We start from the raw sequence: 21894 nt of genomic DNA on the forward strand, positions 1-21894 counted from the left end.
AAAGGCGGTCGAAAGGCCGCCGGGAATGACGGCGGAAAAGCAGGCGGGAACGCGGGCACGAAAGCGGCGAAGCCGCGGCGCCCGCTGCACGGGGCCGCGGCTTCGCCGCGAACGGACGACCCGAAGGGCCGGAAGGCTCAGACCGTCTCCGGGAGCTCCTCCAGGCCCTCGGCGACGAGCTTGGCGAGGCGGTCCAGCGCGGCCTCGGCACCCTCGGCCTCGGACGCGAGGACGATCTCCTCGCCGCCCTGGGCACCCAGGCCCAGGACCGCCAGCATGGAAGCGGCGTTGACGGGGTCGCCGCCGGCCTTCGCGATGGTCACCGGGACGCCGGAGGCGGTCGTCGCCCGGACGAAGATCGAGGCGGGACGAGCGTGCAGGCCCTCGGCCCAGCCGACGTTGACGCGGCGCTCTGCCATGGTGATGCCCTTCAGGTTCTTACGGTTGTCTAGACCAGTCTCTCACGACACCCGGAATGCTCGGACCGGCCCTCGGCCCCGGCCCACTGCCGTTCGACCTTCCCCAGCTTGCACTCGTTTGCCCTGATCTGCCTCATGCGCCGCGCACGCGCCACCGGGGGGATGCGCCCCTTAGGGTGTGCCCATGACCACCGAGTCGGACCTCTCGTACCCGGCCCACTGGGAGGCGGACGTCGTCCTGCGCGACGGCGGCACCGCCCGCATCCGGCCCATCACCACCGACGACGCCGGACGGTTGGTCAGCTTCTACGAACAGGTCTCGGACGAGTCGAAGTACTACCGCTTCTTCGCGCCGTACCCCAAGCTCTCCGACCGCGACGTGCGCCGCTTCACGCACCACGACTACGTGGACCGGGTCGGCCTCGCCGCGACCATCGGCGGGGAGTTCATCGGCACCGTCCGCTACGACCGGATCGGCCCAGACGGACGGCCCGCCTCGACCCCCGCGGACGAGGCCGAGGTGGCCTTCCTGGTGCAGGACGCCCACCAGGGTCGCGGCGTGGCCTCCGCGCTCCTCGAACACATCGGCGCGGTGGCGCGCGAGCGTGGCATCCGGCGGTTCGCGGCCGAGGTGCTGCCCGCCAACACCAAGATGATCAAGGTGTTCACCGATGCCGGCTACCAGCAGAAGCGCAGCTTCGAAGACGGCTCCGTCCACCTCACCCTCGACCTGGAACCCACCGCCGAGTCGCTCGCCGTGCAGCGGGCCCGCGAACAGCGGGCCGAAGCCCGCTCCGTGCAGCGGCTGCTGGCGCCCGGCTCGGTGGCGGTGATCGGCGTCAGCCGGTCCGGGGCGGGCGTCGGGGCGGCCGTGCTGCGCAACCTGCGCGACACCGGTTTCCACGGTCACCTCTACGCCGTCAACGAGGCGGTCGACGCCGACCTGCTGGAAGGCGTACGCGCCTACCGCTCGCTCGCCGACGTCGGCGCCCCCGTCGATCTCGCGGTGATCGCCGTCCCGGCGCGGCGGGTACCGGACGTGGTCGCCGCGTGCGGCGACCACGGAGTGCAGGGACTGGTAGTGCTGTCCGCCGGGTACGGGGAGAGTGGCCCGGCGGGCCAAGCACGCCAGCGCGACCTGCTCCGGCAGGTGCGGTCGTACGGGATGCGGCTGATCGGGCCCAATGCGTTCGGGGTGATCAACACCGCGCCCGACGTCGAACTCAACGCCTCCCTCGCCCCTTCCCCGACCACCGAGCGGGGCCGAATCGGCCTGTTCACCCAGTCCGGCGCGATCGGCATCGCCCTCCTGTCCGGTCTGCTGCGCCGGGGTGCGGGGCTGTCGTCCTTCGTCTCCGCGGGCAACCGAGCGGACGTCTCGGGCAACGACATCCTCCAGTACTGGTACGACGACGAAGCCACCGACGTGGCGCTGATGTACCTCGAAACCCTCGGCAATCCGCGCAAGTTCACCCGCCTCGCCCGGCGGACGGCCGCCGTCAAGCCGGTGGTCGTGGCCCGCGGCGGGCGGCACACCCCGGCCGGGCACGTCGTACCGGGGACCCGACTGCCCGATGCCACGGTCTCGGCGCTGCTCGGGCAGGCGGGCGTCATCCGGGTCGACACGGTCACGGAACTGGTCGACGTCGGCCTCCTCCTGGCCGGACAGCCGCTGCCGGCCGGGCCGAGGGTCGCGATCCTCGGCAACTCCGAGTCGCTGGGCGTGCTCACGTACGACGCCTGCCTGACCGAGGGGCTGCGGCCGCTCGCCCCCCTGGACCTGACGACGGCCGCCTCGCCGGAGGACTTCCGGGCGGCCCTGGCCGGGGCGCTGGCCTCACCGGACAGCGACGCGGTGGTGGTGACCGCCATCCCGTGGGTCCGGGAGCAGGAGCTGGCCGACGACCTGGCGGGTGCGCTGCGCGAGGCGGTGGCCGAGTGGCCCGGCAAGCCGGTGGCGGTGGTGCACGTAGAGCTGGGCGCCTTGGCCGACGCGCTCTCCACGACCTCGCGCCCGCCGGCCTCCACTCCTGCGACCTCTTCGCCCGACGCGCCGGCGGAGCCGGAAGCCGCGCCCCCGGCGGCCGAGGGTGCGCGGCCCCCGGTGCCGGCGGGCGGCGGGGAGGGGGAGGGGAACGCCCCGGCCGCCGGCGCCGCCCGCCAAGGCCGCATTCCCGCCTACCCGGCCGCCGAGCGGGCGGTCAAGGCCATCGCCGAGGCCGTGCGCTACGCCCAGTGGCGCCAGGCCAACGCGGACGCCGGCCAGGTTCCCGAGTTCGAGGACATCGACGAGGCCGGAGCCGCCGCCCAGCTCGCCGAGCTCCTCACCGGCGCCGCGCACGACACCGTCCTCACCCTCGCCGAAGCCGACGCGCGCGCCCTCCTCGCCCGCTACGGCATCCGTGTCCCCACCACCCTCCCCGCGCCCAGCGCCGACGCCGCCGCCCGCGCCGCCGGCATCCTGGGCTACCCCGTCGCCCTCAAGACCACGGCCCCGCACCTGCGCCACCGCGCGGACCTCGGCGGCGTACGGCTCGACCTCACCACCGAGGCCGAGCTGCGGCGCACCTACGAGGAGCTCACCGAACTGCTCGGCAAGCCCCAGGAGCTGCTCCCCGTCGTCCAGGCGATGGTGCCCCGGGGCGTCGACACCGTCGTGCGGTCCGTCATCGACCCCGCCGCCGGGGCCGTCCTCTCCTTCGGGCTCGCCGGAGTCCCCTCCGAACTGCTCGGCGACACCGCCCACCGGCTCGTCCCGGCCACCGACCGTGACGTCTACGGCCTCATCCGGTCCATCCGCGCCGCACCCCTCCTCTTCGGCTGGCGCGGCAGCGACCCCGTCGACACCCCGGCCCTCGAAGAGCTCCTGCTGCGCGTGTCCCGGCTGGTCGACGACCACCCGGAGGTTGTCGGCGTGTCCCTGGAGCCCGTCGTCGTCGCCACGGAGGGCCTCTCGGTACTGAGCGCCACCATCCGCGTGACCCGTCCGCCCGCCCGCTCCGACCTCGGACCGCGCACGCTGCCCAGCTACTAGCGCGGTGAGCGCGGTCCAGGTCCCCCGGACGGGCCTTAGGATGGACCTCATGGCGAAATCCGGTACGACGACCCAGGGGCTGCGCGCGGCGATCGAGCGCAGCGGCTACTACCCGACCCTCGTGGCCGAGGCCGTGGAGGCCGCGGTGGGCGGCGAGCCGATCTCGTCGTACCTGGTGCACCAGGAGACGACCTTCGACTCCAACGAGGTGCGCCGGCACGTCACCGTCCTCGTGCTCACCCACAACCGTTTCATCGTGAGCCACACCGACGAGCAGGCCGCCGACGCCGGGTCCCCGTCCCCGTACGCGACCACCTCCACGGAATCGGTCAAGCTCAGCAGCATCTCCTCGGTGGTGCTCAGCCGGGTCGTGGCGAACCCCGAGTCCTACACCCCCGGCACCCTGCCCCGCGAGGTCGTGCTGACCATCGGCTGGGGCGCCGTCTCGCGCATCGACCTGGAGCCCGCCGCCTGCGGCGACCCGAACTGCGACTCCGACCACGGCTACACCGGCAACTCCACCGCCGACGACCTCAGCCTGCGTGTGAGTGAGGCGGGCGACGGCCCCGAGACGGTCCGCCAGACGCTGGTCTTCGCCCAGGCGCTGTCCGAGGCGACCGCGGCCACGGCCGCCCGCTGATGTCCTACTCCGCCCCGCCGAACTGGGACGAGCCGGAGCTGCTGGACCTGGCCGGCGCCCCGGTACCGCACTACGGCACCGGCTCCCTCGCCGACCTCCTTCCCACCCTCGCGGCCGGACAGGGCGTCCCCGGCCTCACCGCCGGGATCGCCGAGCTGACCCCGGCCGACCGGAACTGTGTGTTCCTGGTCGACGGCATGGGCTGGGAGCAGATCAAGGCCCACCCGCAGGAGGCCCCGTACCTGGCCTCCCTCCTCGCCGGCTCGCGCGGCGGCACGGGTCGGCCGATCACCGCCGGGTTCCCGGCGACCACCGCCACCTCGCTCGCCTCCGTCGGCACCGGCTTGCCGCCGTCCCGGCACGGCCTGCCCGGCTACGCCGTGCGCAACCCGGCGTCCGGCGAGCTGATGAACCAGCTCCGCTGGCAGCCGTGGACCAAGCCCAAGGCCTGGCAGCCGTACCCGACCGTCTTCCAGCTCGCCGACGCGGCCGGAGTGCACACGGCGCAGGTGTCCGCGCCCGCGTTCCAGTCCACCCCCCTGACGAAGATCGCCCTCAGTGGCGGCACCTTCCACGGCCGGATGACCGGCGAGGAGCGGATGGACCTCGCGGCGATCCAGCTCGCCGCCGGTGAGCGCTCGCTCGTGTACACGTACTACAGCGAACTCGACGGCGCGGGCCACCGGCACGGCGTGGACTCCGACGCCTGGCGCGGCCAACTGATGTACGTCGACCGGCTCGTGCAGCGCCTGGTCGAGCAACTGCCGCCGCGCACCGCGCTGTACGTCACCTCCGACCACGGCATGGTCGACGTCCCCTTCGACGAGGAATCCCGGATCGACTTCGACGACGACTGGGAACTGGGCGCGGGCGTGGCCCTGCTCGGCGGCGAGGGCCGGGCGCGGCACGTGTACGCGGTGCCCGGCGCGGAGGCCGACGTACTGACCGTCTGGCGCGAGGTGCTCGGCGACCGTTTCTGGGTCGCCGGCCGCGAAGAAGCGCTGGAACTGGGCTGGTTCGGCCCGCCGGGCGAGTGCGACGAGCGGGTGCGCGGCCGGATCGGCGACGTGATCGCCGCCGCCCACGCCGATGTCGCGATCACCGCGAGCCGCAACGAGCCGAACGAGTCCGCGCTCGCCGGCATGCACGGCTCCATGACGGCGGCGGAGCAGTTGGTGCCCCTCCTCGAAGTCCGCACCTGAGCACCCGACACCCCCGACCGACCCCGACCTCCCCGTCCCGCCGGAACAAGACCCGAAAGGTCCCGTACTCCCCATGCCCGAGCTGGTGTTCTTCTCCGGAACGATGGACTGCGGAAAGAGCACGCTGGCTCTGCAAATCACCCACAACCGCTCGGCGCGCGGCCTGGTGGGCGTCATCTTCACGCGGGACGACCGCGCGGGCCAGGGGAAGCTGTCCTCCCGCCTGGGGCTCGTCACGGAGGCGGTCGAGGCGGGGGAGGGCATGGACCTCTACGCGTACCTCGTGGACCAGCTCTCCAAGGGCGGCAAGGCCGACTACGTGATCGTGGACGAGGCCCAGTTCCTGGCTCCGGACCAGATCGACCAACTGGCCCGGATCGTCGACGACCTCGACATGGACGTCTTCGCGTTCGGCATCACCACCGACTTCCGCACCAAACTCTTCCCCGGCTCCCAGCGCCTGATCGAACTCGCGGACCGGATAGAGCAGCTCCAGGTGGAGGCCCTGTGCTGGTGCGGGGCCCGCGCCACCCACAACGCCCGCACGGTGGGCGGCGAGATGGTGGTCGAGGGCGCCCAGGTGGTGGTCGGTGACGTCAACCGTCCGGCCGAGGAGATCGGCTACGAGGTCCTGTGCCGTCGGCACCACCGCCGCCGCATGACCTCCGCCTCCGCGCACGCCGGCGCCCTCTCCCCGGACGTCCTCCCGGTCAACTCGGCCTGAACTGACGGCTCGTCCTATCATGCGGTGATCATCATCGTCATGGGGGCCGAGAGTTGAGCATCTATACGGACAGACCGGGGGCGGGGCCGCGCAATCGGGACAGGAACGGGTGCGTCACCTTCCTGTTGCTCCCGTTCGTGCTGGCGGGGCGGATCTACCGGCCCGGGCGGTCGGACCGGATCGTCGACGAGTCCATCGAGCGGGCCCAGATCGCCCGTACCGCGATCGGGGTCGTGGCCACCTGCTGGTTGCTCTTCGCCTACCCGCTGCGCGAGTCGGCCGGGTCGATCCTCAACGACAAGGTCGGCGAAGTCGTCATCAGCGCGGCCCTGCTGCTCGTCCTGGGCCCGATCGCCCTCGCTGTCTTCGTGATGAGCGCCAGGCCGCCGGGCCCCGCGTTCTACCGCGGGCGCCTGCGCGGGCCGCTGACCGCCCTGGGCACCCTCTTCGGTACGGCGCTGCTGCTGTGGCTCGCCGTGAGCCAGGGGACGGCCGGCTCGATGAGTCTGCTGGGCTTCGGATCCGGGCTGCTGGCGCTGTTCCTGCTGCCGTTCGGTATGGCCTCCGCGGTGCTCTGCGTCCACCACGCCTTCCGCACCGGCGACGTCCACGAGGTGCTGCCCCCGCTGATCACGCCAGTGCTGGTGTGGGCGATGTTCGTGCTGCAGCTGTTCGACGACGTGCCGGTGCTCGCGCCGTTGCCCGTGCGGGTCCTCTTCCTCATCGGGCCGCCCGCCTCGGTGACCGCGCTGTCGGTCTGGGAGCTGCGCCGGCTGAGGACGAGGTACGGGATCACCCTGCGCCTCGCCCTCGGTCGCTGAGACTCCCGGACCTCAGCGCCGGGCCAGTGCCAGGACGCTCAGCCCGAACATCAGGACGCCCAAGGGAAGGTGGACCGACGGGACGTGCGCGATGCCGAGCACGACCTGCACGGAGGCGAGTACGAGGAATCCCGACGCGTGCCAGACGGGCCGGGACGGGCCGCCGCCCGGCTTCCACGCCAGTACCGCCGCGAGCACGTACAGCATCGACGCCCCGTACATCACGCGCGCTCCGACACCGTGCAGCGTCTCGCCGTAGGACGTGGTCAGCAGCAGCCCGGCGGAGACCGACTGGAGGAAGATGGTCAGGGTCTGCAGGGCGATCGCGATCCGCAGGAACGAGGCGCCGCGCCGCACGCCCGCCGTCGCCGTCACCTGAGTGGCCATGTCAGCCCCTTTTCCGCCCTCGGGCAGTAGATCGATAAGGTCTCACCAGCCCGACGAAACAGGGCTGCGAAAGGTAAGGCGAGGGGGCGGACGCAAGGGTGGGGACTGTCGGGACCAGTACGGACGCGATAGCCGGCGAGCGGCGCCAACTGATCAACGTGGCCTACCGGTTGCTCGGTTCGGTGACGGAGGCCGAGGACGCCGTACAGGACGCCTACACGCGCTGGTACGGGCTGCCGCGGAGCCGGCAGGAGGAGATCCTGTCCCCGGGCGCCTGGCTGACGACGGTGACCGGCCGTATCTGCCTGGACCTGCTCGGCTCGGCGCGGGCCCGCCGCGAACGCTACGTCGGCGCGTGGCTGCCCGAGCCGCTGCCCGACCGCACCGAGTGGGACCGCACGGGCGGAGCCGGTCCCACCGGCCCCGCTGACCCGGCCGACCAGATCGTCCTGGACGAGTCGGTGACCATGGCCTTCCTCGTCGTCCTGGAGTCGATGACGCCCGCCGAGCGGGTCGCGTTCGTGCTGCACGACGTCTTCCGGTACCCGTTCGCCGAGATCGCCGATGTCCTCGGTCGCACCCCCGCGGCCTGCAAGCAGCTGGCGGCCTCCGCCCGGCGGCGGGTGGGGGCCGCGGCGGCTCCGGTGGCGACGGCCGGCCGCGGCGACGTGGTGAGGCACGTCAAGGAGGCGTGGGAGACCAAGGACATCGAAGCCCTGGTCGGTCTCCTCAACCCGGCCGCGGTGATGACCGCCGACGGCGGAGGGATGGCCGGCGCCGCCCTGCGCCCGGTCGAAGGCGGCGCGCGCATCGCCCAGTACATGGTCGCGATCGCCGACAAGGCCCCCGGACTCGAACTCCTGGAGCGGTCGGTCAACGGCGTGCCGGGCCTGGTGGCCCGGCACGCCGGTGTCGTCGTGACCGTCGCCTCGTTCGAGGTCCGCGACGGGCGCGTCACCCGCGTCTGGGCGGTCCGCAACCCGCAGAAGCTGCGCCCGTGGGGGCGGGAGGGCTACGAGCTCTGAGCGGGCTGCGGCCGGGAGCGTACGAGGGTGAACACCGCGCCCTCCGGGTCCGCGACCGTCGCCACCCGACCGCTGAGCCGGTCACGCGGCGGCCGGATGACCCGCCCGCCGAGTTCGGCCACCCGCGCGGCGGCCGCGTCGGGGTCCGCCACCTCGAAGTACGTCATCCAGTGCGAGCCCCGGTCGTGCGGCAGCGCGCGGCCCACGCCGTGGACGGCGGCGACCGGGCTGCCCTGGAGGTGCAGGACGAGGTAGTCGAAGTCGGCGGAGGCGTCGGGGTGTTCCCGGGCCTCGTGGCCGAAGACGTGCTCGTAGAACTTGCCGACGGTCGAGGTGTCCTGGGTCAGCAACTCGTTCCACACCGGCGTCCCCGGGTGCCCGTGCAGTCTGCCGCCCAGGTGGGCGCCGGCCTGCCAGATCCCGAAGATCGCCCCCAGCGGGTCGGAACAGATGGCGAGTCGGCCGGCGTTGGCCGCGTCCAGCGGGCCCACCGCGACCGTGCCCCCGCACGCGCGGATCGACTCGGCCGTGCAGTCCGCGTCGTCCGTCGCGAAGTACGTGGTCCAGGCCACGGGCAGGTGCCGGTCCGGGGGCATCTCGCCGATGCCGGCCACCTCCTGGCCGTCGAGGAAGGCGCGGACGTACGGACCGAAGGGGACGGGGCCCGGAGCGTACTCCCAGCCGAAGAGGTCGGCGTAGAAGTCCTCGGTGGTGCCGAGACCGTGGACCATCAGGCTCACCCAACAGGGGGCGCCGGGCGGGCGCCTGGTCGTTTCCGCTGACTCGGTCATGTCCGCAGTCTCCTCCGTCGTAGCCCTGTCCCGGTGTGGCGCTCTGATGCTTCCACTCCGCGCGCTCCGGCGCGGCTCGACCGGGCCGGACGGAGCACGGCCGGGCGAGAGATGACCGGATCGGACCGGGCCGTCACGGTGCGTCGGGTGTCCGGCCTGCTACCCGAAGCCGGGCGCGGGGGAGAAGATGGGCCCATGACTGCGATCCTCTCGGCCCCCGAACTGATGAGCGAGCTGGCCGGAACCACACCGCCGGTGCTCTTGGACATCCGCTGGCAGCTCGGCGGCCCCGACCAGCGTCCGGCCTACGAGGCGGGACACCTGCCCGGGGCGGTGTACGTCGATCTCGACCGCGAACTGGCTGGTCCGGTCAGTGAGACGGGGCTGGGCGGCCGCCATCCCCTGCCGGATCCGGAGGACTTCGGGGCGGTGATGCGGCGGGCCGGGGTCCGTGCGGGCTCGCCGGTGGTCGTGTACGACGGGGGACAGGGGTGGGCCGCGGCCCGCGCGTGGTGGCTGCTGCGCTGGACGGGCCACGCGCGGGTCCGGGTCCTGGACGGGGGCCTGCCCGCCTGGACGGCGGCGGGCGGCGAACTGACGACCGAGGAACCGGCCCCCCAGGAGGGTGATTTCAAGCCAAACCCGGGGGTGATGGGCGTGCTGGACGCGGACGGGGCCGCCGCACTGGCCCGGGCCGGGGTCCTGCTGGACGCGCGGGCGGGGGAGCGGTACCGGGGCGAGGTCGAGCCGATCGACCGGGTCGGCGGCCACGTGCCGGGGGCGGTGTCCGCGCCGACCACCGAGAACGTCGGGCCGGACGGGCGCTTCCTCTCCGCGCAGGCGCTCCGTGCGCGGTTCGGGGCGCTTGGCGTGGCGGAAGGCGCGGCGGTGGGGGTGTACTGCGGCTCGGGGGTGTCCGGGGCGCACGAGGTGCTGGCGCTGGAGGTGGCGGGCATCCCGTCGGCGCTGTACGCGGGCAGTTGGTCGGACTGGTCCTCGGACCCGGGGCGGCCGGTCGCGACGGGCGGTTCCGCCGGCTGAGACGGGGCTCCGGCGCGGTGGTGGGTGAGGAGCGCCCCGGTCGCGTCGGGCGTGCCGGGGCTCGGCCTCGGACCCGCTCCTCGGACTCCCCCGGCACCGTCGCCGGGGGGCATCCAAGGGGCGGCGGCCCCTTTACTCCTGTTTCTTGCGGCGGGTGCCGAAGACGATCTCGTCCCAGCTCGGGACCGCCGCGCGGCGGCCCGGGCGGACGCCGTCCGCTTCCGCCTGGCGGTCGGTGGTGCCGGTGAGGCGTTCGCGGTGGCCCGCGACCGTTCGGGGCATCAGGACGTCAGCGTACGCCGTGCCGGCGCCGGCCGAGGCGGCCGGGGGCTCCTCCGCCTCCGGCTCTTCCGCCGGCGCGTCGGGGCGTTCGGGTACCACCATGTCGCCCCGGAAGCTCGGCACCGCCTCCAGCAGGCTGGTCAGCGTGTCCCGTTCCTCCTCGGGCTCCGGCACCGGCGCGACGGGCCGCTCCATCTGGCGGTCGAGCGCTCGGTCCAGCGGCCGGTCACGCGGCAGCCGCGCGATCCGGGGCACGAAGGGAAAGCTGGGCTCCGGAGTGGCCGGAAGGTCGTCGGACTCGCCGATCAGGGAACGGGCCTCGTCGTCCACGGCCACGACCAGCCGGCGCGGCGGATCGTACGTCCAGCCGGCGGAGTGCGGTTCGCCCGCGACGCGGTAGACCAGCAGGACCTCCCAGGTCCCGTCGTCGCGGCGCCACGAGTCCCACTGCACGGACTCCTTGTCGGCCCCACGCAGCGTCAGCCGCTCCTGTACCGCCTCGCCGAGCTGCGGCCCGGTGTTCTCGCCGGGACGGCGTACCGGAGTTTTGCGGGCCCGCTCCGCCATGAACGCCCGTTCCGCGAGGACGGGTCCCTCGAAGCGGCGTACCCGATCGACGGGGATGCCCGCGAGTTGCGCTACCTCCTCCGCGGAGGCACCGGCTCGTATGCGGGCCTGGATGTCACGGGGGCGGAGGTGGCTCTCCACCTCGATCTCGATCTGGTTCAGGCGCGCGCGGTCGTTGCGCACGGCAGCCCGTAGACGCTCGTCGATCGGAAGCGTGTACTCCGTGCTGTCGGCAGCTTTGAGCACCAGTCGTGTTCCGTCATTGGAGACGGCCACGACACGCAGTTCGGGCATGGGGACCTCCCGGGTGGTGCCTGCCGACGTCACGTGCGTCGCTGCTTCCGCTAGTCGAGTGTGGCCTGCCCGGGTGCAGCCTGCCACAACCTTGCCGAGTTAAACCGGCGTGTCGGGCATGCGCCCTTGATCGCCGTTATGGCACGGTTACCTGTTGGGCACACACAGTGACCAAACGATTACTGTGCGCATCGGAAACCCGTGCAACACCGCGGCATCGCCGGTCTTGAGTGCCGTTTCTCCATCGTCGGCCCCCTCTCCCGGGTCCGGACATCCGAAAGGAAGGACGGCCCCAGGGCTCGCCACAGTACTCCATTCGGGCCACCTGGGTGGACCGCCGCGCCGCCGAAGTTGTCCCGGGCGGCGGGAGTTGGCCTGCCCCGAAACGCGGCGCCGGCCGGGCCGACCTGCGCGGCGGTCCGTTTTCGGGTGTCTTGCTTCACACAATCCCCTGAAGTGGAACTATCCGTTTCGTCCGGGTGTCTGTAACTGCCGGAAGAGGAGACACGCGAGAGGCAGGGCGCGCACGGAATGACACAGGACGACACCGCACCGGAGAAGAAGACGCTCGACCTGAGCGTCGCTCAGATCGCCGGCTCCTCCCTCGCCACCGTCGCGGCGGCGTTGCTCGCCTCGAAGCTGGGCGTGTACGGGACCATCCTGGGCGCCGGTGTCGTGAGTGTCGTCGCCACCGCCGGGGGGCCCGTCATCCAGCACGTGTTCCGCCGCACCGGCGACCGGCTGCGCGGCGGCGGCCGCTTCGAGTCCCCCCGCCCGCGGTCGCCTCACCCGGGGTCGTCCCGCCCGCGGTCCACGCGCCCCCCGTCCGCCCGCCCGACCGCGGCGGGAGCCGACTACGGCGAGGCCACCGTCCACGGCACCCGCGTACGGGGTTGGAAGCGCACGGCCGTGGCATCGGGAGCCGCCTTCGCCCTGGCCGTCGGGGGGCTCGGCGCCTATGAGGCCGCTGCGGGCACCTCGATCAGCGACGGCGGTGGCACGCTCCTCTCCGGCGGCACCCGCAAGGCCGCCGACCACCGGCAACCGGACCCGCCGGCGAGTCGGAACGACAAGGGCGGAACCGACAAGGGCGGAACCGGCGAGGACGAGGAGGGCAGGGACGGGACCGGCAAGGGCGGGGCAGCCTCCCCCGACCCCGCGCGCTCCACGGGTGGACGCAGCCCGGCGCCGGACCCGACCCCCTCGCGCTCGGCGGACCCCACGCCGACCCCGAGCCCGTCGACACCGGGCCCGAGGACCACCCCGCCGCCGACCCCCACACCGCCGACCCCGACAGCGGCGCCGGGTTCCCCGTGAACCGCCGTCAGGCGCCCAGGACCCGCCGCAGGTAGTCGTTGCCGAACAGCCGGTCCGGGTCCAGCCGGTCGCGCAGGGCGGTGAACTCCCCGAAGCGGGGGTAGACCCGCGCGAAGTACTCGGCGTCCCGGGTGTGCACCTTGCCCCAGTGCGGCCGCCCCTCGTGCGCGGTGAAGATCCGCTCGGCGGCCGTGAAGTAGGCCTGGTAGGGGGTGCCCCGGTACATGTGCACCGCGATGTACGCCGTTTCCCGCCCCGAGGCCGTCGACAGGGTGATGTCGTCCGCCGGGGCCGTCCGCACCTCCACGGGGAAGCTGACCCGCAGAGGGGACCGGTCGACCATCGCCTTGAGTTCCCGCAGGGCCTCGACGACGTGCTCGCGGGGGAGCGCGTACTCCATCTCCACGAAGCGCACCCGGCGCGGGCTGGTGAACACCCTGTAGGGGATGTCCGTGTAGGTCCGCGCCGACAGCGCCCGGCTCGCGACCCGGGCGATGGCGGGGATGGTCGCCGGAACGGCGCGGCCGAGCGAGTTGACCACCTGGAAGAGGCCGTTGGACAGCAACTCGTCCTCGACCCACGCGCTGACCGCTCCGGGCGGGGCGGCCGGGCCCTGGCTGCGGTTGTTCCGCTTGGTGTTGCAGTTGCCGGTGTGCGGGAACCAGTAGAACTCGAAGTGCTCGTTCTCGGCGACGTGCTCGTCGAACTCGGCCGTGACCCGCTCGAAGCCCATCGGCTCCTCACGGGCGGTCAGGAAGAAGAGCGGCTCGACGGCGAAGGTCACCGAGGTGACGATGCCGAGCGCCCCGATCCCGAGCCGCGCGGCCGCGAAGACCTCGGGGTTCTCCTTCTCCGAGCAGGCCAGCAGCCTGCCGTCCGCGGTCACCAGTTCCAGGGCGCGGATCTGCGCGGCGATGGAAGCCGAGTCGCGGCCGGTGCCGTGGGTGCCGGTGCTGGTGGCGCCGGCGACCGTCTGTTCCATGATGTCGCCCATGTTGGTGAGCGACAGGCTTTCCCGCGCCAAGGCCACGTTCAGGTCCTTGAGCACGGTGCCCGCCGCCACCGTGACGGTGCCGGCGGTCCGGTCGATCGAGGTGATCCCCCGCAACGCCTGGGGGCGGATGAGCACCCCGTCGGTGGCGGCGGCCGCGGTGAAGGAGTGGCCGGTGCCGACCGCCTTCACCCGCAGGCCCTCCTCGGCGGCCCGGCGGACCGCCTCCCGCAGCTCCCCGACCGTGGTCGGGGCCACCACCCGGGCGGGCGTCGCGCTGACGTTCCCCGCCCAGTTACGCCACGCGGTCGGCGTCTTCGCCGCCCCGGCCGGCCCGTTCCGCCCTGCTGTCGCCGTCCCCATCGGTAGCTGGCTCCTCCCCTTGCGCCGGCCTCGTCAGCCGGCGGTAACCCGCGAACGCCACCGCCGCCGCGGCCGCTCCCGCCGACATGGAGACGACGTACCCGCTCTTGGCGCCGGCCGCGTCGATGACCAGGCCGGCCACGGAGGAGCCGACCGCGACACCGACCGCGAGGCCGGTGCTGATCCAGGTCATGCCCTCGGTCAGCTTCGCGCGTGGTACGTGCGCCTCGATCAGGGCCATCGTGGTGATCATCGTGGGAGCGATGGCGAGGCCCGAGACGAAGAGCGCCACGGCCAGAAACGGCAAGTTCCCGGCCAGTAGGAGGGGGATCATACTCACGCCCATCGCACAGATGCCCAGTACCCATCGGCGTTCGGCCGTTCCCTTGAGGTGCAGCAGGCCGAACACGATGCCCGCGAGGCAGGAGCCGAGGGCCCACACGGCGAGGATCACGCTCGCGAGTGGTTTGTGGCCCCGCTCGTCGGCGAAGGCCAGCGTGGCGACGTCGATCGAGCCGAAGATCGCCCCCGTCGCCACGAACGTGCCCATCAGCACCTGGAGTCCGGGCGAGCGCAGTGCCGACGTCCGGTCCCCGTGTTCCTCGTGCGGGTGGGGCCGCGGTTCCGTCGCCCGCTGCGCCGTCAGCCACCAGACGCCCACCAGCAGACACAGGGCGGCGACCAGCGGTCCCGCCTCCGGGAACCAGGTCGTGGACAGGGAGATGGCGATGATCGGGCCGAAGATGAAACAGATCTCATCGACCACTGATTCGAAGGAGTACGCCGTGTGCAGGCTGGGGGTGTCCCGGTAGATCGCCGTCCACCGGGCGCGGACCATCGAACCCACGCTCGGGACGCAGCCCGCCAGGACGGAGAAGGCGAAGAGCGTCCAGTCGGGCCAGCCCTTCGCCGCGGCGACCAGCAGACCGGCCACCGCCGCGACCGCGAAGAGGGTCGCGGGGCGCAGTACGCGCCGTTGTCCGTAGCGGTCGACCAGTTTGGAGACCTGGGGGCCGACGGCCGCGGCGGACAGGGCGAGGGTCCCGGTGAGGGCGCTCGCCAGCCCGTAGCGGCCGGTGATCTCCGAGATCATCGTCAGGATGCCGACGCCCACCATGGAGAGCGGCATGCGACCGATGAGCCCGGCGGCGCTGAACCCCTTGGTGCCAGGGGCGGCGAAGATCGCGCGGTAGGGACTGGGCACGGGCCCTCCGTAAGGGACGTCAATGGCCTCTACAGGTTACGACCGCCGACAAGGCACCCGCATGGCGAGAAAACGGACTGAAGTAAGGGTGACCTTACCTCGCGGAATGCGGGCCCGACGGCCGGGTCCGGTTCCCGCCGCGGCCCGCCTGGTGGCAGGATTCGACGCATGTCCGACCAGCTACGCGCACCCGATGCCGGCCCCTACGACGCCCTGCTGCTGCTCTCTTTCGGCGGTCCCGAGGGTCCCGACGACGTCGTGCCGTTCCTGGAGAACGTCACGCGCGGGCGCGGCATCCCGCGCGAGCGGCTCAAGGAAGTCGGGCAGCACTACTTCGGCTTCGGCGGGGTCAGCCCCATCAACGGCCAGAACCGCGAGCTGCTGGACGCCCTGCGCAAGGACTTCGCCGAGCATGGGCTGGACCTGCCCGTCTACTGGGGCAACCGGAACTGGGCCCCGTACCTCACCGATGTGCTGCGGGAGATGGCCGCCGACGGGCGCCGCCGCATCGCGGTGCTCGCCACCAGCGCGTACGCCTCGTACTCGGGCTGCCGGCAGTACCGGGAGAACCTCGCCGACGCGCTCGCCACGCTCGCGCAGGAGGGCGTGGCCGAGCTTCCGAAGATGGACAAGCTGCGGCACTACTTCAACCACCCGGGCTTCGTGCGGCCGATGATCGACGGGGTGCTCGCCTCCCTGGCCGCCCTGCCGCGAGAGGTCCGCGCCGGCGCCCACCTGGCCTTCACCACGCACTCCATCCCGACGGCGGCCGCCGACACCTCCGGCCCCGTCGAGGAGCACGGCGACGGCGGCGCGTACGTCAAGGAGCACCTCGACGTCGCCGGGCTGATCGCGGACGCGGTGCGCGCCGAGACGGGGACCGAACTGCCCTGGGAACTGGTCTACCAGTCGCGCAGCGGCGCTCCCCACATCCCCTGGCTGGAACCGGACATCTGCGACCACCTGGAAGCCCTTCACGAGGCGGGCGCCCCGGCGGTGGTGATGGTGCCTATCGGTTTCGTCTCGGACCACATGGAGGTCCTGTACGACCTCGACACCGAGGCGACGGCCAAGGCCGCCGAACTGGGGCTGCCCGTCGCCCGGTCCGCGACGGTCGGCGCCGACCCGCGTTTCGCGGCGGCGGTACGGGACCTCGTGCTGGAGCGGGCGGCCGTCGAACGCGGTGAGACGGTGGAGCGGTGCGCTCTCGGGGCGCTCGGCCCCAGCCACGACCTCTGCGCGGTGGGCTGCTGTCCCGCGCGGGCACCCCGGCCGGCGGCCGCGGGTGTCGACAGTCCGTACGCGTAGGGAGTGGGACCGACATGGGCATCGACGAACAGGCCGCGGAACTCAGGGCGGAGCTGCTGGCGGTGGGGCTGGACGCCGCCCGCCGGGCCGGCGAGCTGCTGCGGGACGGCCGGCCGGCGGACCTGGCGGTGGCCGCGACCAAGTCCAGCCCGATCGACGTGGTGACCGAGATGGACATCGCGGCGGAGAAGCTGATCACGAGCATCCTCGCGGAGCGCAGACCGGAGGACGGGCTGCTGGGCGAGGAGGGCGCCGACAGCCCGGGGACGAGCGGCGTGCGGTGGATCGTGGACCCGCTGGACGGCACCGTGAACTACCTGTACGACCTGCCCAGTTGGAGCGTCTCGATCGCCGCCGAGTACGGCGGCGAGACGGTGGTCGGCGTGGTCGCGGCGCCGATGCGCTCGGAGACCTACCACGCGGTGCTCGGCGAGGGGGCCTGGCTGGGGGACCGGCGGCTGCGGTGCCGCGCCGCCGCGCCGCTGGACCAGGCGCTGGTGGCGACCGGGTTCGCCTACCTCCAGAACCGCAAGGAGCAGCAGGCCGAGGTGGCCCGGCGGATTCTCCCGAGGGTGCGGGACATCCGCCGCGCCGGGTCGGCGGCCCTGGACCTCTGCGACGTCGCCGCCGGACGGCTGGACGGGTACTACGAGCGGGGGCTGAACCCCTGGGACCTCGCCGCCGGAGCGCTCATCGCCCGGGAGGCCGGCGCGGTGACGGGCGGCCGGCCGGGTGAACCGGCCTCGGGGGAGCTGGCGCTGGCCGCCACCCCGGCCGTGTTCGCCTCGCTCCAGCCGTTGCTGGAGGAAGCCGGGGCCTGGCACGACTGACCCCCGGGGCGCCGCGCGCGACGGACACCGCGCACGAAGGGACCCCGACCGCCCTGAGGGCGGCCGGGGTCCGAGAAGCAATGTGATCCGATCCGGGGAGTACCGGGTCGAGAGGTGTCGGTCAGGCGGCGGTGACCGGCACGCCGTGTTCGGCCGCGAGGCGCTGGAGGTCCTCCAGCTCCGCCTGTTCCACGTCTGCGAGGTAGTCGTCGCCCGTCTCGCGGGCCTTGCTCAGGTCCGACTGCGTGGCGCTGATGCGCTGCAGGAGACCCGCGGTGAATGCGTCCATGGTGGGTGCGCCCCCTCTTCGTGGGTCGCGGCGGCTCAGCCCGTGGCGGGTCCGCCGTCAGGAGTGGATGGGGATGGGGTGTTACATCGTCCTCCCCGGCACCCTGGCCGCAGAAACCTCGTACGCCCATCGAATCCTCGGCTCCGTTCCCGCGGCGTCTGTCGCGGGAGGCGCTCAGGGGCGCCTTACAGCCGGTTTATCGCCGAAACGGGCAGGATGGGCGACGCAATACACGTGTGCCCTTCTGGGCTCGAAGGAAGGAAACGACGTGCGCGTACTCGTCGTCGAGGACGAGCAGCTGCTCGCCGATGCGGTGGCCACCGGCCTGCGCCGGGAGGCCATGGCCGTGGACGTCGTGTACGACGGCGCCGCGGCCCTGGAGCGCGTCGGAGTGAACGACTACGACGTGGTCGTGCTCGACCGGGACCTCCCGCTCGTCCACGGGGACGACGTCTGCCGCAAGATCGTTGAGCTCGGCATGCCGACGCGCGTGCTGATGCTCACGGCCTCCGGGGACGTCAGCGACCGGGTCGAGGGGTTGGAGCTCGGGGCGGACGACTACCTGCCCAAGCCGTTCGCCTTCACCGAACTGACCGCCCGCGTGCGCGCCCTGGGCCGGCGTACGACGGTCGCCCTGCCGCCCGTACTGGAACGCGCCGGGATCAAGCTGGACCCGAACCGGCGAGAGGTGTTCCGGGAGGGCAGGGAGGTGCAGCTGGCGCCGAAGGAGTTCGCGGTCCTGGAGGTCCTCATGCGCAGCGAGGGAACCGTCGTCTCCGCGGAGCAGCTGCTGGAGAAGGCCTGGGACGAGAACACCGACCCGTTCACGAACGTGGTGCGCGTGACGGTCATGACCTTGCGCCGCAAACTCGGCGAGCCGCCCGTCATCGTGACCGTGCCGGGCTCCGGATACCGGATCTGAGGCCATGGCAGCGACTCCGGCGCCACCGACGGCACCACCGAAACCGACCTGGGACCCCGGCCCGCCCGAGGGTCCTTTCCCGTGGCTGCGGCCGACCATCCGCATACGCCTCACCCTGCTGTACGGCGGGATGTTCCTCATCGCGGGAATCCTGCTGCTGTCGATCATCTACCTGCTGGCGGCGCAGGCGCTGCGGGAGGGCAACGCCCTGCCCTTCAAGATCGTCGGCGGTACGAAGATCGAGGTCACCAGCACGACCTGCTCCGGCGTGGGCGCCGACATGTCGTTCGACCAGTTCTACTCGGCGATCAGCCAGTGCATCTTCGACCAGCGCCGGCACGCCCTCGACGACCTGCTGAGCCGGTCCCTGATGGCCCTGCTCGGCCTGAGCATCATCGCCTTCGCCTTCGGCTACGCGATGGCCGGACGGGTGCTGTCGCCGCTGGGCAAGATCACCCGTACCGCCCGCCGGGTGGTCGGCACCGACCTGACCCGGCGGATCGAGCTGGACGGCCCGGACGACGAGCTCAAGGAGCTCGCCGACACCTTCGACGAGATGCTCGACCGGCTGGAACGGGCCTTCACCGCCCAACAGAGGTTCGTCGCGAACGCCTCGCACGAACTGCGCACCCCGCTCGCCATCAACCGGACCCTGCTGGAGGTGCACCTCTCCGACCCGGGGGCACCGGTGGAGCTCCAGCAGCTCGGCAAGACGCTCCTGGCCACCAACGAGCGCAGCGAGCAGCTGGTCGAGGGACTGCTGCTGCTCGCCCGCAGCGAGAACCAGATCGTCGAGCGCAAGCCCGTGGACCTGGCGGAGGTCGCCTCGCGCGCCATCGACCAGGCGCGGGCGGAGGCCGCGGCGAAGGGTGTGGAGATCCGCGGCGAGCGGTTGCCGGCCGTCGTCCAGGGCAATGGCGTGCTGCTGGAGCGGATCGCCCTGAACCTGGTGCAGAACGCCGTCCGGTACAACGTGCCGGAGGGAGGCTGGGTGGAGGTCGCGACCGAGATGGGGCACGGTCAGGCGGTGCTTCTCGTATCGAACACGGGTCCCGTGGTTCCCGCGTACGAGGTGGACAACCTCTTCGAGCCGTTCAGGCGGCTGCGTACGGAGCGAACGGGCAGTGACAAGGGTGTGGGGCTCGGCCTGTCCATCGCGCGCTCCGTGGCGCGCGCACACGGCGGCCGCATCCAGGCGACCCCACGGGAGGGCGGTGGCCTCGTGATGCGTGTCACTTTGCCCCTCTGAGCAGGGTGTGCCCGTGTTCGCTTTTGGCTGAATCGGCCGAACCGGCCGAGGGGCATCCCGGGAAATCGCTGTGTGATCGATCACATGAGCGAGTGTCCGGCTGTGCGCGTTCAGTGACCCCAGGAAGGCCGGAACGCCCGGGAAGTCCGGGTTTCCGGCCCCCCGAATGGCGGGAAATACACGGGGTGGCATGCGTGCAAGGCGGCCTCCGGACCGTGTACGGTCCCGGTCGTCATCCCAGCCGCAAGCTCCTTCCGGGGCCCGGCTGGGTGTCGATTGAGTAACAGACCTTGATGTGAGGCAAAATCTCCGCCTCAGGTCGGGCACAAGTCCGGCCTCTCGCGCGTTACGTGCGCTGAGACACCGCTAAATCCCAGAGGGGGAGAGCGAACCATGGCAACGGACTACGACACTCCGCGCAAGACCGACGACGACGTAGACAACGACAGCATCGAAGAGCTGAAGGCTCGGCGCAACGAGAAGTCCCACTCGAATGTGGACGTGGACGACTTCGACGCGGCGGAAGGCATGGAGCTTCCCGGTGCGGACCTCTCCAACGAGGAGCTGGCCGTCCGGGTCCTGCCCAAGCAGGCCGACGAGTTCACCTGCATGAGCTGCTTCCTGGTGCACCACCGCAGCCAGCTGGCCCGGGAGAAGAACGGCCAGCCGATCTGTCGCGACTGCGACTGAGAGGCCTCGGCCGTGACAGGGTCGTCGCCCTTCCGGAAGCACCGCTTCCGGAAGTCTGGTGATCCGGTGGAGACGCGGGTGGAGAAGGGCCCGGAGACGGGCCCCGGAACCGCCGGCGGCCTCGACGCGCACTCCGACACCGCCCCCGCGGTGCCGCCGGCCACGGTGGCCGGCGACGGGCCCCGCAAGACCGGGACCCGTCGGATGCAAGCCGTCAAGAACGGTGTGCGCAAGGGCGGCGAAGGTTCCAGGGCCGTCGCCCTGTACATCGCCGAACGCGTCATCGAGAACGCACCGCGCGTTCCGGTTCGGGACCTCGCGACCCTGCGCGCGCAGTTCCCGGGCCTCGACCCCGACCAGCTCGCCGACAAGCTGATCGCCGGCGCCGCCCATGCCACGTCCGCCGTGGGAGCCGGTGTCGGCGCGGCGGCGATGCTGCCCGTGCCGCCCGCGATGCCGGCGGAGCTGGCGGCGGAGATCACCGGGGTCGCCGCGATCGAGCTCAAGCTGATCGCCGAACTGCACGAGGTGTACGGGCTGCGGCCCCCCGGCAACCTCAAGGACCGCACCATCGCCTACCTCACCTCCTGGACGCAGGAGCGAGGGGTGAACCTGGTCAAGCCGACCACGATGGACGTGGCGCTGGGCGGCCAGATGAAGCGCGAGCTGCGCCAGCAGATCACCAAGCGGATGGTCCGCAACCTCCCGAACCTGATCCCCTTCATGGTCGGCGCGGCCGTCGGCGCCGTCATGAACCGGCGCGACACCCGAAAAGTCGCCCACAAGGTACGCGCGGACCTGCGGGCCCGCGCCGTGCCCTGGGAGTCCCTCGACCGGCTTCCGCCCCTTGAGCGGCCCTCCGGGCCCCTTCCCGAGGCCATCAGGGCCGCCGTCGAGGACTCGGATCCGCGCGAGCGCGACTAGCGCCCCCTCGAAGCTTCCCGCCCCAGAGGCCTTCCGCGGGACTCCGACGCCAGGGCTTAGAGCACGCCCTGGCGCGCCTCTGTCCGCGCCGACCGGATCGCCGCCGCCAGCGCCGCGGGCTCGCGGGTGGAGACGTAGACGTACGGGGTCGGGTCGCTCGGATCTGTGACCTCGACGCGGACCGCGGTCGGCACGTAGCTGCGGAGCAGCATGAACGCCCGGGTGTCGGCCTTGTAGGTGCGCCACGCCCGCGCCTCTTCGGCGTCCAGCGCCACCGGCTCGCCCAGGGCCGTCACCGGGATCCGGGCGTCGCCCGCCGCCAGCGCCCCGTTCACCACGCGCACGCGCGCGGAGCCGTACGAACTCACCAGCATCCCCGCCAGCGCCGTCCCCCCGACCAGCCCGGCCAGCAGCGGCAGCGTGCCCAGCGGCAGCGCCACCAAGGCGCAGGCCAGACCGGTCAGTACGGCGATCGCCCACCAGGAGCGGGGGGCGGTCAGGCGTTCGTCGTGGTGCGCGGGGGAGAGCTGCATGCCCTCAAGCCTGCCACGAGGCGACCGGTGGGTAGCCGCGCGGGTAA

The 21894-nt window shown here is 72.4% G+C and carries 22 protein-coding genes; 14 read left to right on the forward strand and 8 right to left on the reverse strand.

Annotated elements, in window-relative coordinates; translation table 11 throughout:
- Nucleotides 1-137: 137 nt before the first annotated feature.
- Nucleotides 138-419: an HPr family phosphocarrier protein gene (locus E6R62_RS07855; protein ID WP_079430157.1), complete on the reverse strand. Its 282-nt coding sequence runs from the start codon at nucleotides 417-419 to the stop codon at nucleotides 138-140.
- 184 nt (nucleotides 420-603) lie between these two features.
- Here E6R62_RS07855 and E6R62_RS07860 point away from each other — a divergent pair, with 184 nt between their 5' ends.
- From E6R62_RS07860 to E6R62_RS07880, 5 genes are all read left to right on the forward strand, one after another.
- Nucleotides 604-3453 (forward strand): bifunctional GNAT family N-acetyltransferase/acetate--CoA ligase family protein, encoded by a 2850-nt coding sequence (locus E6R62_RS07860; protein WP_136212582.1) that lies wholly within the window; start codon nucleotides 604-606, stop codon nucleotides 3451-3453.
- Nucleotides 3454-3502: 49 nt separating this feature from the next.
- The gene (locus tag E6R62_RS07865) at nucleotides 3503-4093 is read left to right on the forward strand and encodes a DUF5998 family protein (RefSeq protein WP_136212583.1); all 591 of its coding nucleotides are present in this window, start codon (nucleotides 3503-3505) and stop codon (nucleotides 4091-4093) included.
- On the forward strand, nucleotides 4093-5295 hold the full coding sequence (locus tag E6R62_RS07870; RefSeq protein WP_136212584.1) for an alkaline phosphatase family protein: 1203 nt from the start codon (nucleotides 4093-4095) through the stop codon (nucleotides 5293-5295). The genes E6R62_RS07865 and E6R62_RS07870 overlap by 1 nt, the downstream gene beginning before the upstream one ends.
- Before the next feature lie 73 nt (nucleotides 5296-5368).
- Nucleotides 5369-6019, forward strand: coding sequence for a thymidine kinase (locus tag E6R62_RS07875; protein WP_136212585.1), 651 nt, complete (start codon nucleotides 5369-5371; stop codon nucleotides 6017-6019).
- 125 nt (nucleotides 6020-6144) lie between these two features.
- On the forward strand, nucleotides 6145-6840 hold the full coding sequence (locus E6R62_RS07880; RefSeq protein ID WP_136212586.1) for a hypothetical protein: 696 nt from the start codon (nucleotides 6145-6147) through the stop codon (nucleotides 6838-6840).
- A 12-nt stretch (nucleotides 6841-6852) separates the two neighbouring features.
- Here E6R62_RS07880 and E6R62_RS07885 read toward each other — a convergent pair whose 3' ends face one another.
- Nucleotides 6853-7227, reverse strand: a complete 375-nt coding sequence (locus tag E6R62_RS07885; protein ID WP_136212587.1) for a hypothetical protein — start codon at nucleotides 7225-7227, stop codon at nucleotides 6853-6855.
- A 98-nt stretch (nucleotides 7228-7325) separates the two neighbouring features.
- On the opposite strand from E6R62_RS07885, the gene sigJ reads away from it, so the two are divergent.
- Nucleotides 7326-8252: an RNA polymerase sigma factor SigJ gene (gene sigJ / locus E6R62_RS07890; protein WP_136212588.1), complete on the forward strand. Its 927-nt coding sequence runs from the start codon at nucleotides 7326-7328 to the stop codon at nucleotides 8250-8252.
- Here sigJ and E6R62_RS07895 read toward each other — a convergent pair.
- Nucleotides 8240-9043, reverse strand: coding sequence for a VOC family protein (locus E6R62_RS07895; RefSeq protein ID WP_136212589.1), 804 nt, complete (start codon nucleotides 9041-9043; stop codon nucleotides 8240-8242). The two genes, sigJ and E6R62_RS07895, sit on opposite strands and share 13 nt — an antisense overlap.
- A 195-nt stretch (nucleotides 9044-9238) precedes the next feature.
- On the opposite strand from E6R62_RS07895, the gene E6R62_RS07900 reads away from it, so the two are divergent.
- Nucleotides 9239-10084, forward strand: a complete 846-nt coding sequence (locus E6R62_RS07900) for a sulfurtransferase (protein ID WP_136212590.1) — start codon at nucleotides 9239-9241, stop codon at nucleotides 10082-10084.
- Nucleotides 10085-10216: 132 nt separating this feature from the next.
- On the opposite strand, the gene sepH is transcribed toward E6R62_RS07900, so the two are convergent.
- Nucleotides 10217-11227, reverse strand: coding sequence for a septation protein SepH (sepH, locus tag E6R62_RS07905; RefSeq protein WP_136212591.1), 1011 nt, complete (start codon nucleotides 11225-11227; stop codon nucleotides 10217-10219).
- A gap of 531 nt (nucleotides 11228-11758) precedes the next feature.
- Between sepH and E6R62_RS07910 the strand changes: the two genes are divergently transcribed.
- Nucleotides 11759-12544 (forward strand): hypothetical protein, encoded by a 786-nt coding sequence (locus tag E6R62_RS07910; protein ID WP_136212592.1) that lies wholly within the window; start codon nucleotides 11759-11761, stop codon nucleotides 12542-12544.
- A 7-nt stretch (nucleotides 12545-12551) separates the two neighbouring features.
- On the opposite strand, the gene E6R62_RS07915 is transcribed toward E6R62_RS07910, so the two are convergent.
- Entirely contained in the window at nucleotides 12552-13898 is a 1347-nt protein-coding gene (locus E6R62_RS07915; RefSeq protein ID WP_136212593.1) for a D-arabinono-1,4-lactone oxidase, read from the reverse strand.
- Nucleotides 13831-15102, reverse strand: coding sequence for an MFS transporter (locus E6R62_RS07920; protein ID WP_136212594.1), 1272 nt, complete (start codon nucleotides 15100-15102; stop codon nucleotides 13831-13833). Before E6R62_RS07920 ends, E6R62_RS07915 begins: the two co-directional genes overlap by 68 nt.
- Before the next feature lie 168 nt (nucleotides 15103-15270).
- Between E6R62_RS07920 and E6R62_RS07925 the strand changes: the two genes are divergently transcribed.
- Together E6R62_RS07925 and E6R62_RS07930 are read left to right on the forward strand one after the other, a co-directional pair.
- Complete coding sequence (locus E6R62_RS07925; protein WP_136212595.1) at nucleotides 15271-16410, forward strand: ferrochelatase; 1140 nt, start codon at nucleotides 15271-15273, stop codon at nucleotides 16408-16410.
- Nucleotides 16411-16424: 14 nt separating this feature from the next.
- Nucleotides 16425-17240, forward strand: coding sequence for an inositol monophosphatase family protein (locus tag E6R62_RS07930; RefSeq protein WP_136212596.1), 816 nt, complete (start codon nucleotides 16425-16427; stop codon nucleotides 17238-17240).
- A 121-nt stretch (nucleotides 17241-17361) separates the two neighbouring features.
- Here E6R62_RS07930 and E6R62_RS39440 read toward each other — a convergent pair whose 3' ends face one another.
- Nucleotides 17362-17529, reverse strand: coding sequence for a hypothetical protein (locus E6R62_RS39440; RefSeq protein WP_168714001.1), 168 nt, complete (start codon nucleotides 17527-17529; stop codon nucleotides 17362-17364).
- A gap of 268 nt (nucleotides 17530-17797) precedes the next feature.
- On the opposite strand from E6R62_RS39440, the gene E6R62_RS07935 reads away from it, so the two are divergent.
- The 4 genes from E6R62_RS07935 to E6R62_RS07950 all read left to right on the forward strand — a co-directional run bounded on the left by E6R62_RS07935 (nucleotide 17798) and on the right by E6R62_RS07950 (nucleotide 21314).
- Entirely contained in the window at nucleotides 17798-18451 is a 654-nt protein-coding gene (locus tag E6R62_RS07935) for a response regulator transcription factor (protein ID WP_030036265.1), read from the forward strand.
- Between the two features lie 4 nt (nucleotides 18452-18455).
- The gene (locus tag E6R62_RS07940) at nucleotides 18456-19700 is read left to right on the forward strand and encodes a HAMP domain-containing sensor histidine kinase (protein WP_136212597.1); all 1245 of its coding nucleotides are present in this window, start codon (nucleotides 18456-18458) and stop codon (nucleotides 19698-19700) included.
- A 393-nt stretch (nucleotides 19701-20093) separates the two neighbouring features.
- The gene (locus E6R62_RS07945) at nucleotides 20094-20390 is read left to right on the forward strand and encodes a DUF4193 domain-containing protein (protein ID WP_136212598.1); all 297 of its coding nucleotides are present in this window, start codon (nucleotides 20094-20096) and stop codon (nucleotides 20388-20390) included.
- 12 nt (nucleotides 20391-20402) lie between these two features.
- A complete protein-coding gene (locus tag E6R62_RS07950) occupies nucleotides 20403-21314 on the forward strand; it encodes a hypothetical protein (RefSeq protein WP_136212599.1) in 912 nt (303 codons plus the stop codon).
- A gap of 56 nt (nucleotides 21315-21370) precedes the next feature.
- On the opposite strand, the gene E6R62_RS07955 is transcribed toward E6R62_RS07950, so the two are convergent.
- A complete protein-coding gene (locus tag E6R62_RS07955) occupies nucleotides 21371-21847 on the reverse strand; it encodes a DUF3093 domain-containing protein (protein WP_136212600.1) in 477 nt (158 codons plus the stop codon).
- Between the last annotated feature and the right edge of the window lie 47 nt (nucleotides 21848-21894).

The organism is Streptomyces sp. A1136 (assembly GCF_004795055.1).
Lineage (GTDB): Bacteria > Actinomycetota > Actinomycetes > Streptomycetales > Streptomycetaceae > Streptomyces.

What these genes read in the sequence shown, in the direction of transcription:
- E6R62_RS07855 (WP_079430157.1), bottom strand. Translation starts at nt 419, where the DNA reads ATGGCAGAGCGCCGCGTCAACGTCGGCTGGGCCGAGGGCCTGCACGCT.
- E6R62_RS07860 (WP_136212582.1), top strand. Translation starts at nt 604, where the DNA reads ATGACCACCGAGTCGGACCTCTCGTACCCGGCCCACTGGGAGGCGGAC.
- E6R62_RS07865 (WP_136212583.1), top strand. Translation starts at nt 3,503, where the DNA reads ATGGCGAAATCCGGTACGACGACCCAGGGGCTGCGCGCGGCGATCGAG.
- E6R62_RS07870 (WP_136212584.1), top strand. Translation starts at nt 4,093, where the DNA reads ATGTCCTACTCCGCCCCGCCGAACTGGGACGAGCCGGAGCTGCTGGAC.
- E6R62_RS07875 (WP_136212585.1), top strand. Translation starts at nt 5,369, where the DNA reads ATGCCCGAGCTGGTGTTCTTCTCCGGAACGATGGACTGCGGAAAGAGC.
- E6R62_RS07885 (WP_136212587.1), bottom strand. Translation starts at nt 7,227, where the DNA reads ATGGCCACTCAGGTGACGGCGACGGCGGGCGTGCGGCGCGGCGCCTCG.
- E6R62_RS07895 (WP_136212589.1), bottom strand. Translation starts at nt 9,043, where the DNA reads ATGACCGAGTCAGCGGAAACGACCAGGCGCCCGCCCGGCGCCCCCTGT.
- E6R62_RS07900 (WP_136212590.1), top strand. Translation starts at nt 9,239, where the DNA reads ATGACTGCGATCCTCTCGGCCCCCGAACTGATGAGCGAGCTGGCCGGA.
- sepH (WP_136212591.1), bottom strand. Translation starts at nt 11,227, where the DNA reads ATGCCCGAACTGCGTGTCGTGGCCGTCTCCAATGACGGAACACGACTG.
- E6R62_RS07910 (WP_136212592.1), top strand. Translation starts at nt 11,759, where the DNA reads ATGACACAGGACGACACCGCACCGGAGAAGAAGACGCTCGACCTGAGC.
- E6R62_RS07915 (WP_136212593.1), bottom strand. Translation starts at nt 13,898, where the DNA reads ATGGGGACGGCGACAGCAGGGCGGAACGGGCCGGCCGGGGCGGCGAAG.
- E6R62_RS07925 (WP_136212595.1), top strand. Translation starts at nt 15,271, where the DNA reads ATGTCCGACCAGCTACGCGCACCCGATGCCGGCCCCTACGACGCCCTG.
- E6R62_RS07930 (WP_136212596.1), top strand. Translation starts at nt 16,425, where the DNA reads ATGGGCATCGACGAACAGGCCGCGGAACTCAGGGCGGAGCTGCTGGCG.
- E6R62_RS39440 (WP_168714001.1), bottom strand. Translation starts at nt 17,529, where the DNA reads ATGGACGCATTCACCGCGGGTCTCCTGCAGCGCATCAGCGCCACGCAG.
- E6R62_RS07940 (WP_136212597.1), top strand. Translation starts at nt 18,456, where the DNA reads ATGGCAGCGACTCCGGCGCCACCGACGGCACCACCGAAACCGACCTGG.
- E6R62_RS07945 (WP_136212598.1), top strand. Translation starts at nt 20,094, where the DNA reads ATGGCAACGGACTACGACACTCCGCGCAAGACCGACGACGACGTAGAC.
- E6R62_RS07955 (WP_136212600.1), bottom strand. Translation starts at nt 21,847, where the DNA reads ATGCAGCTCTCCCCCGCGCACCACGACGAACGCCTGACCGCCCCCCGC.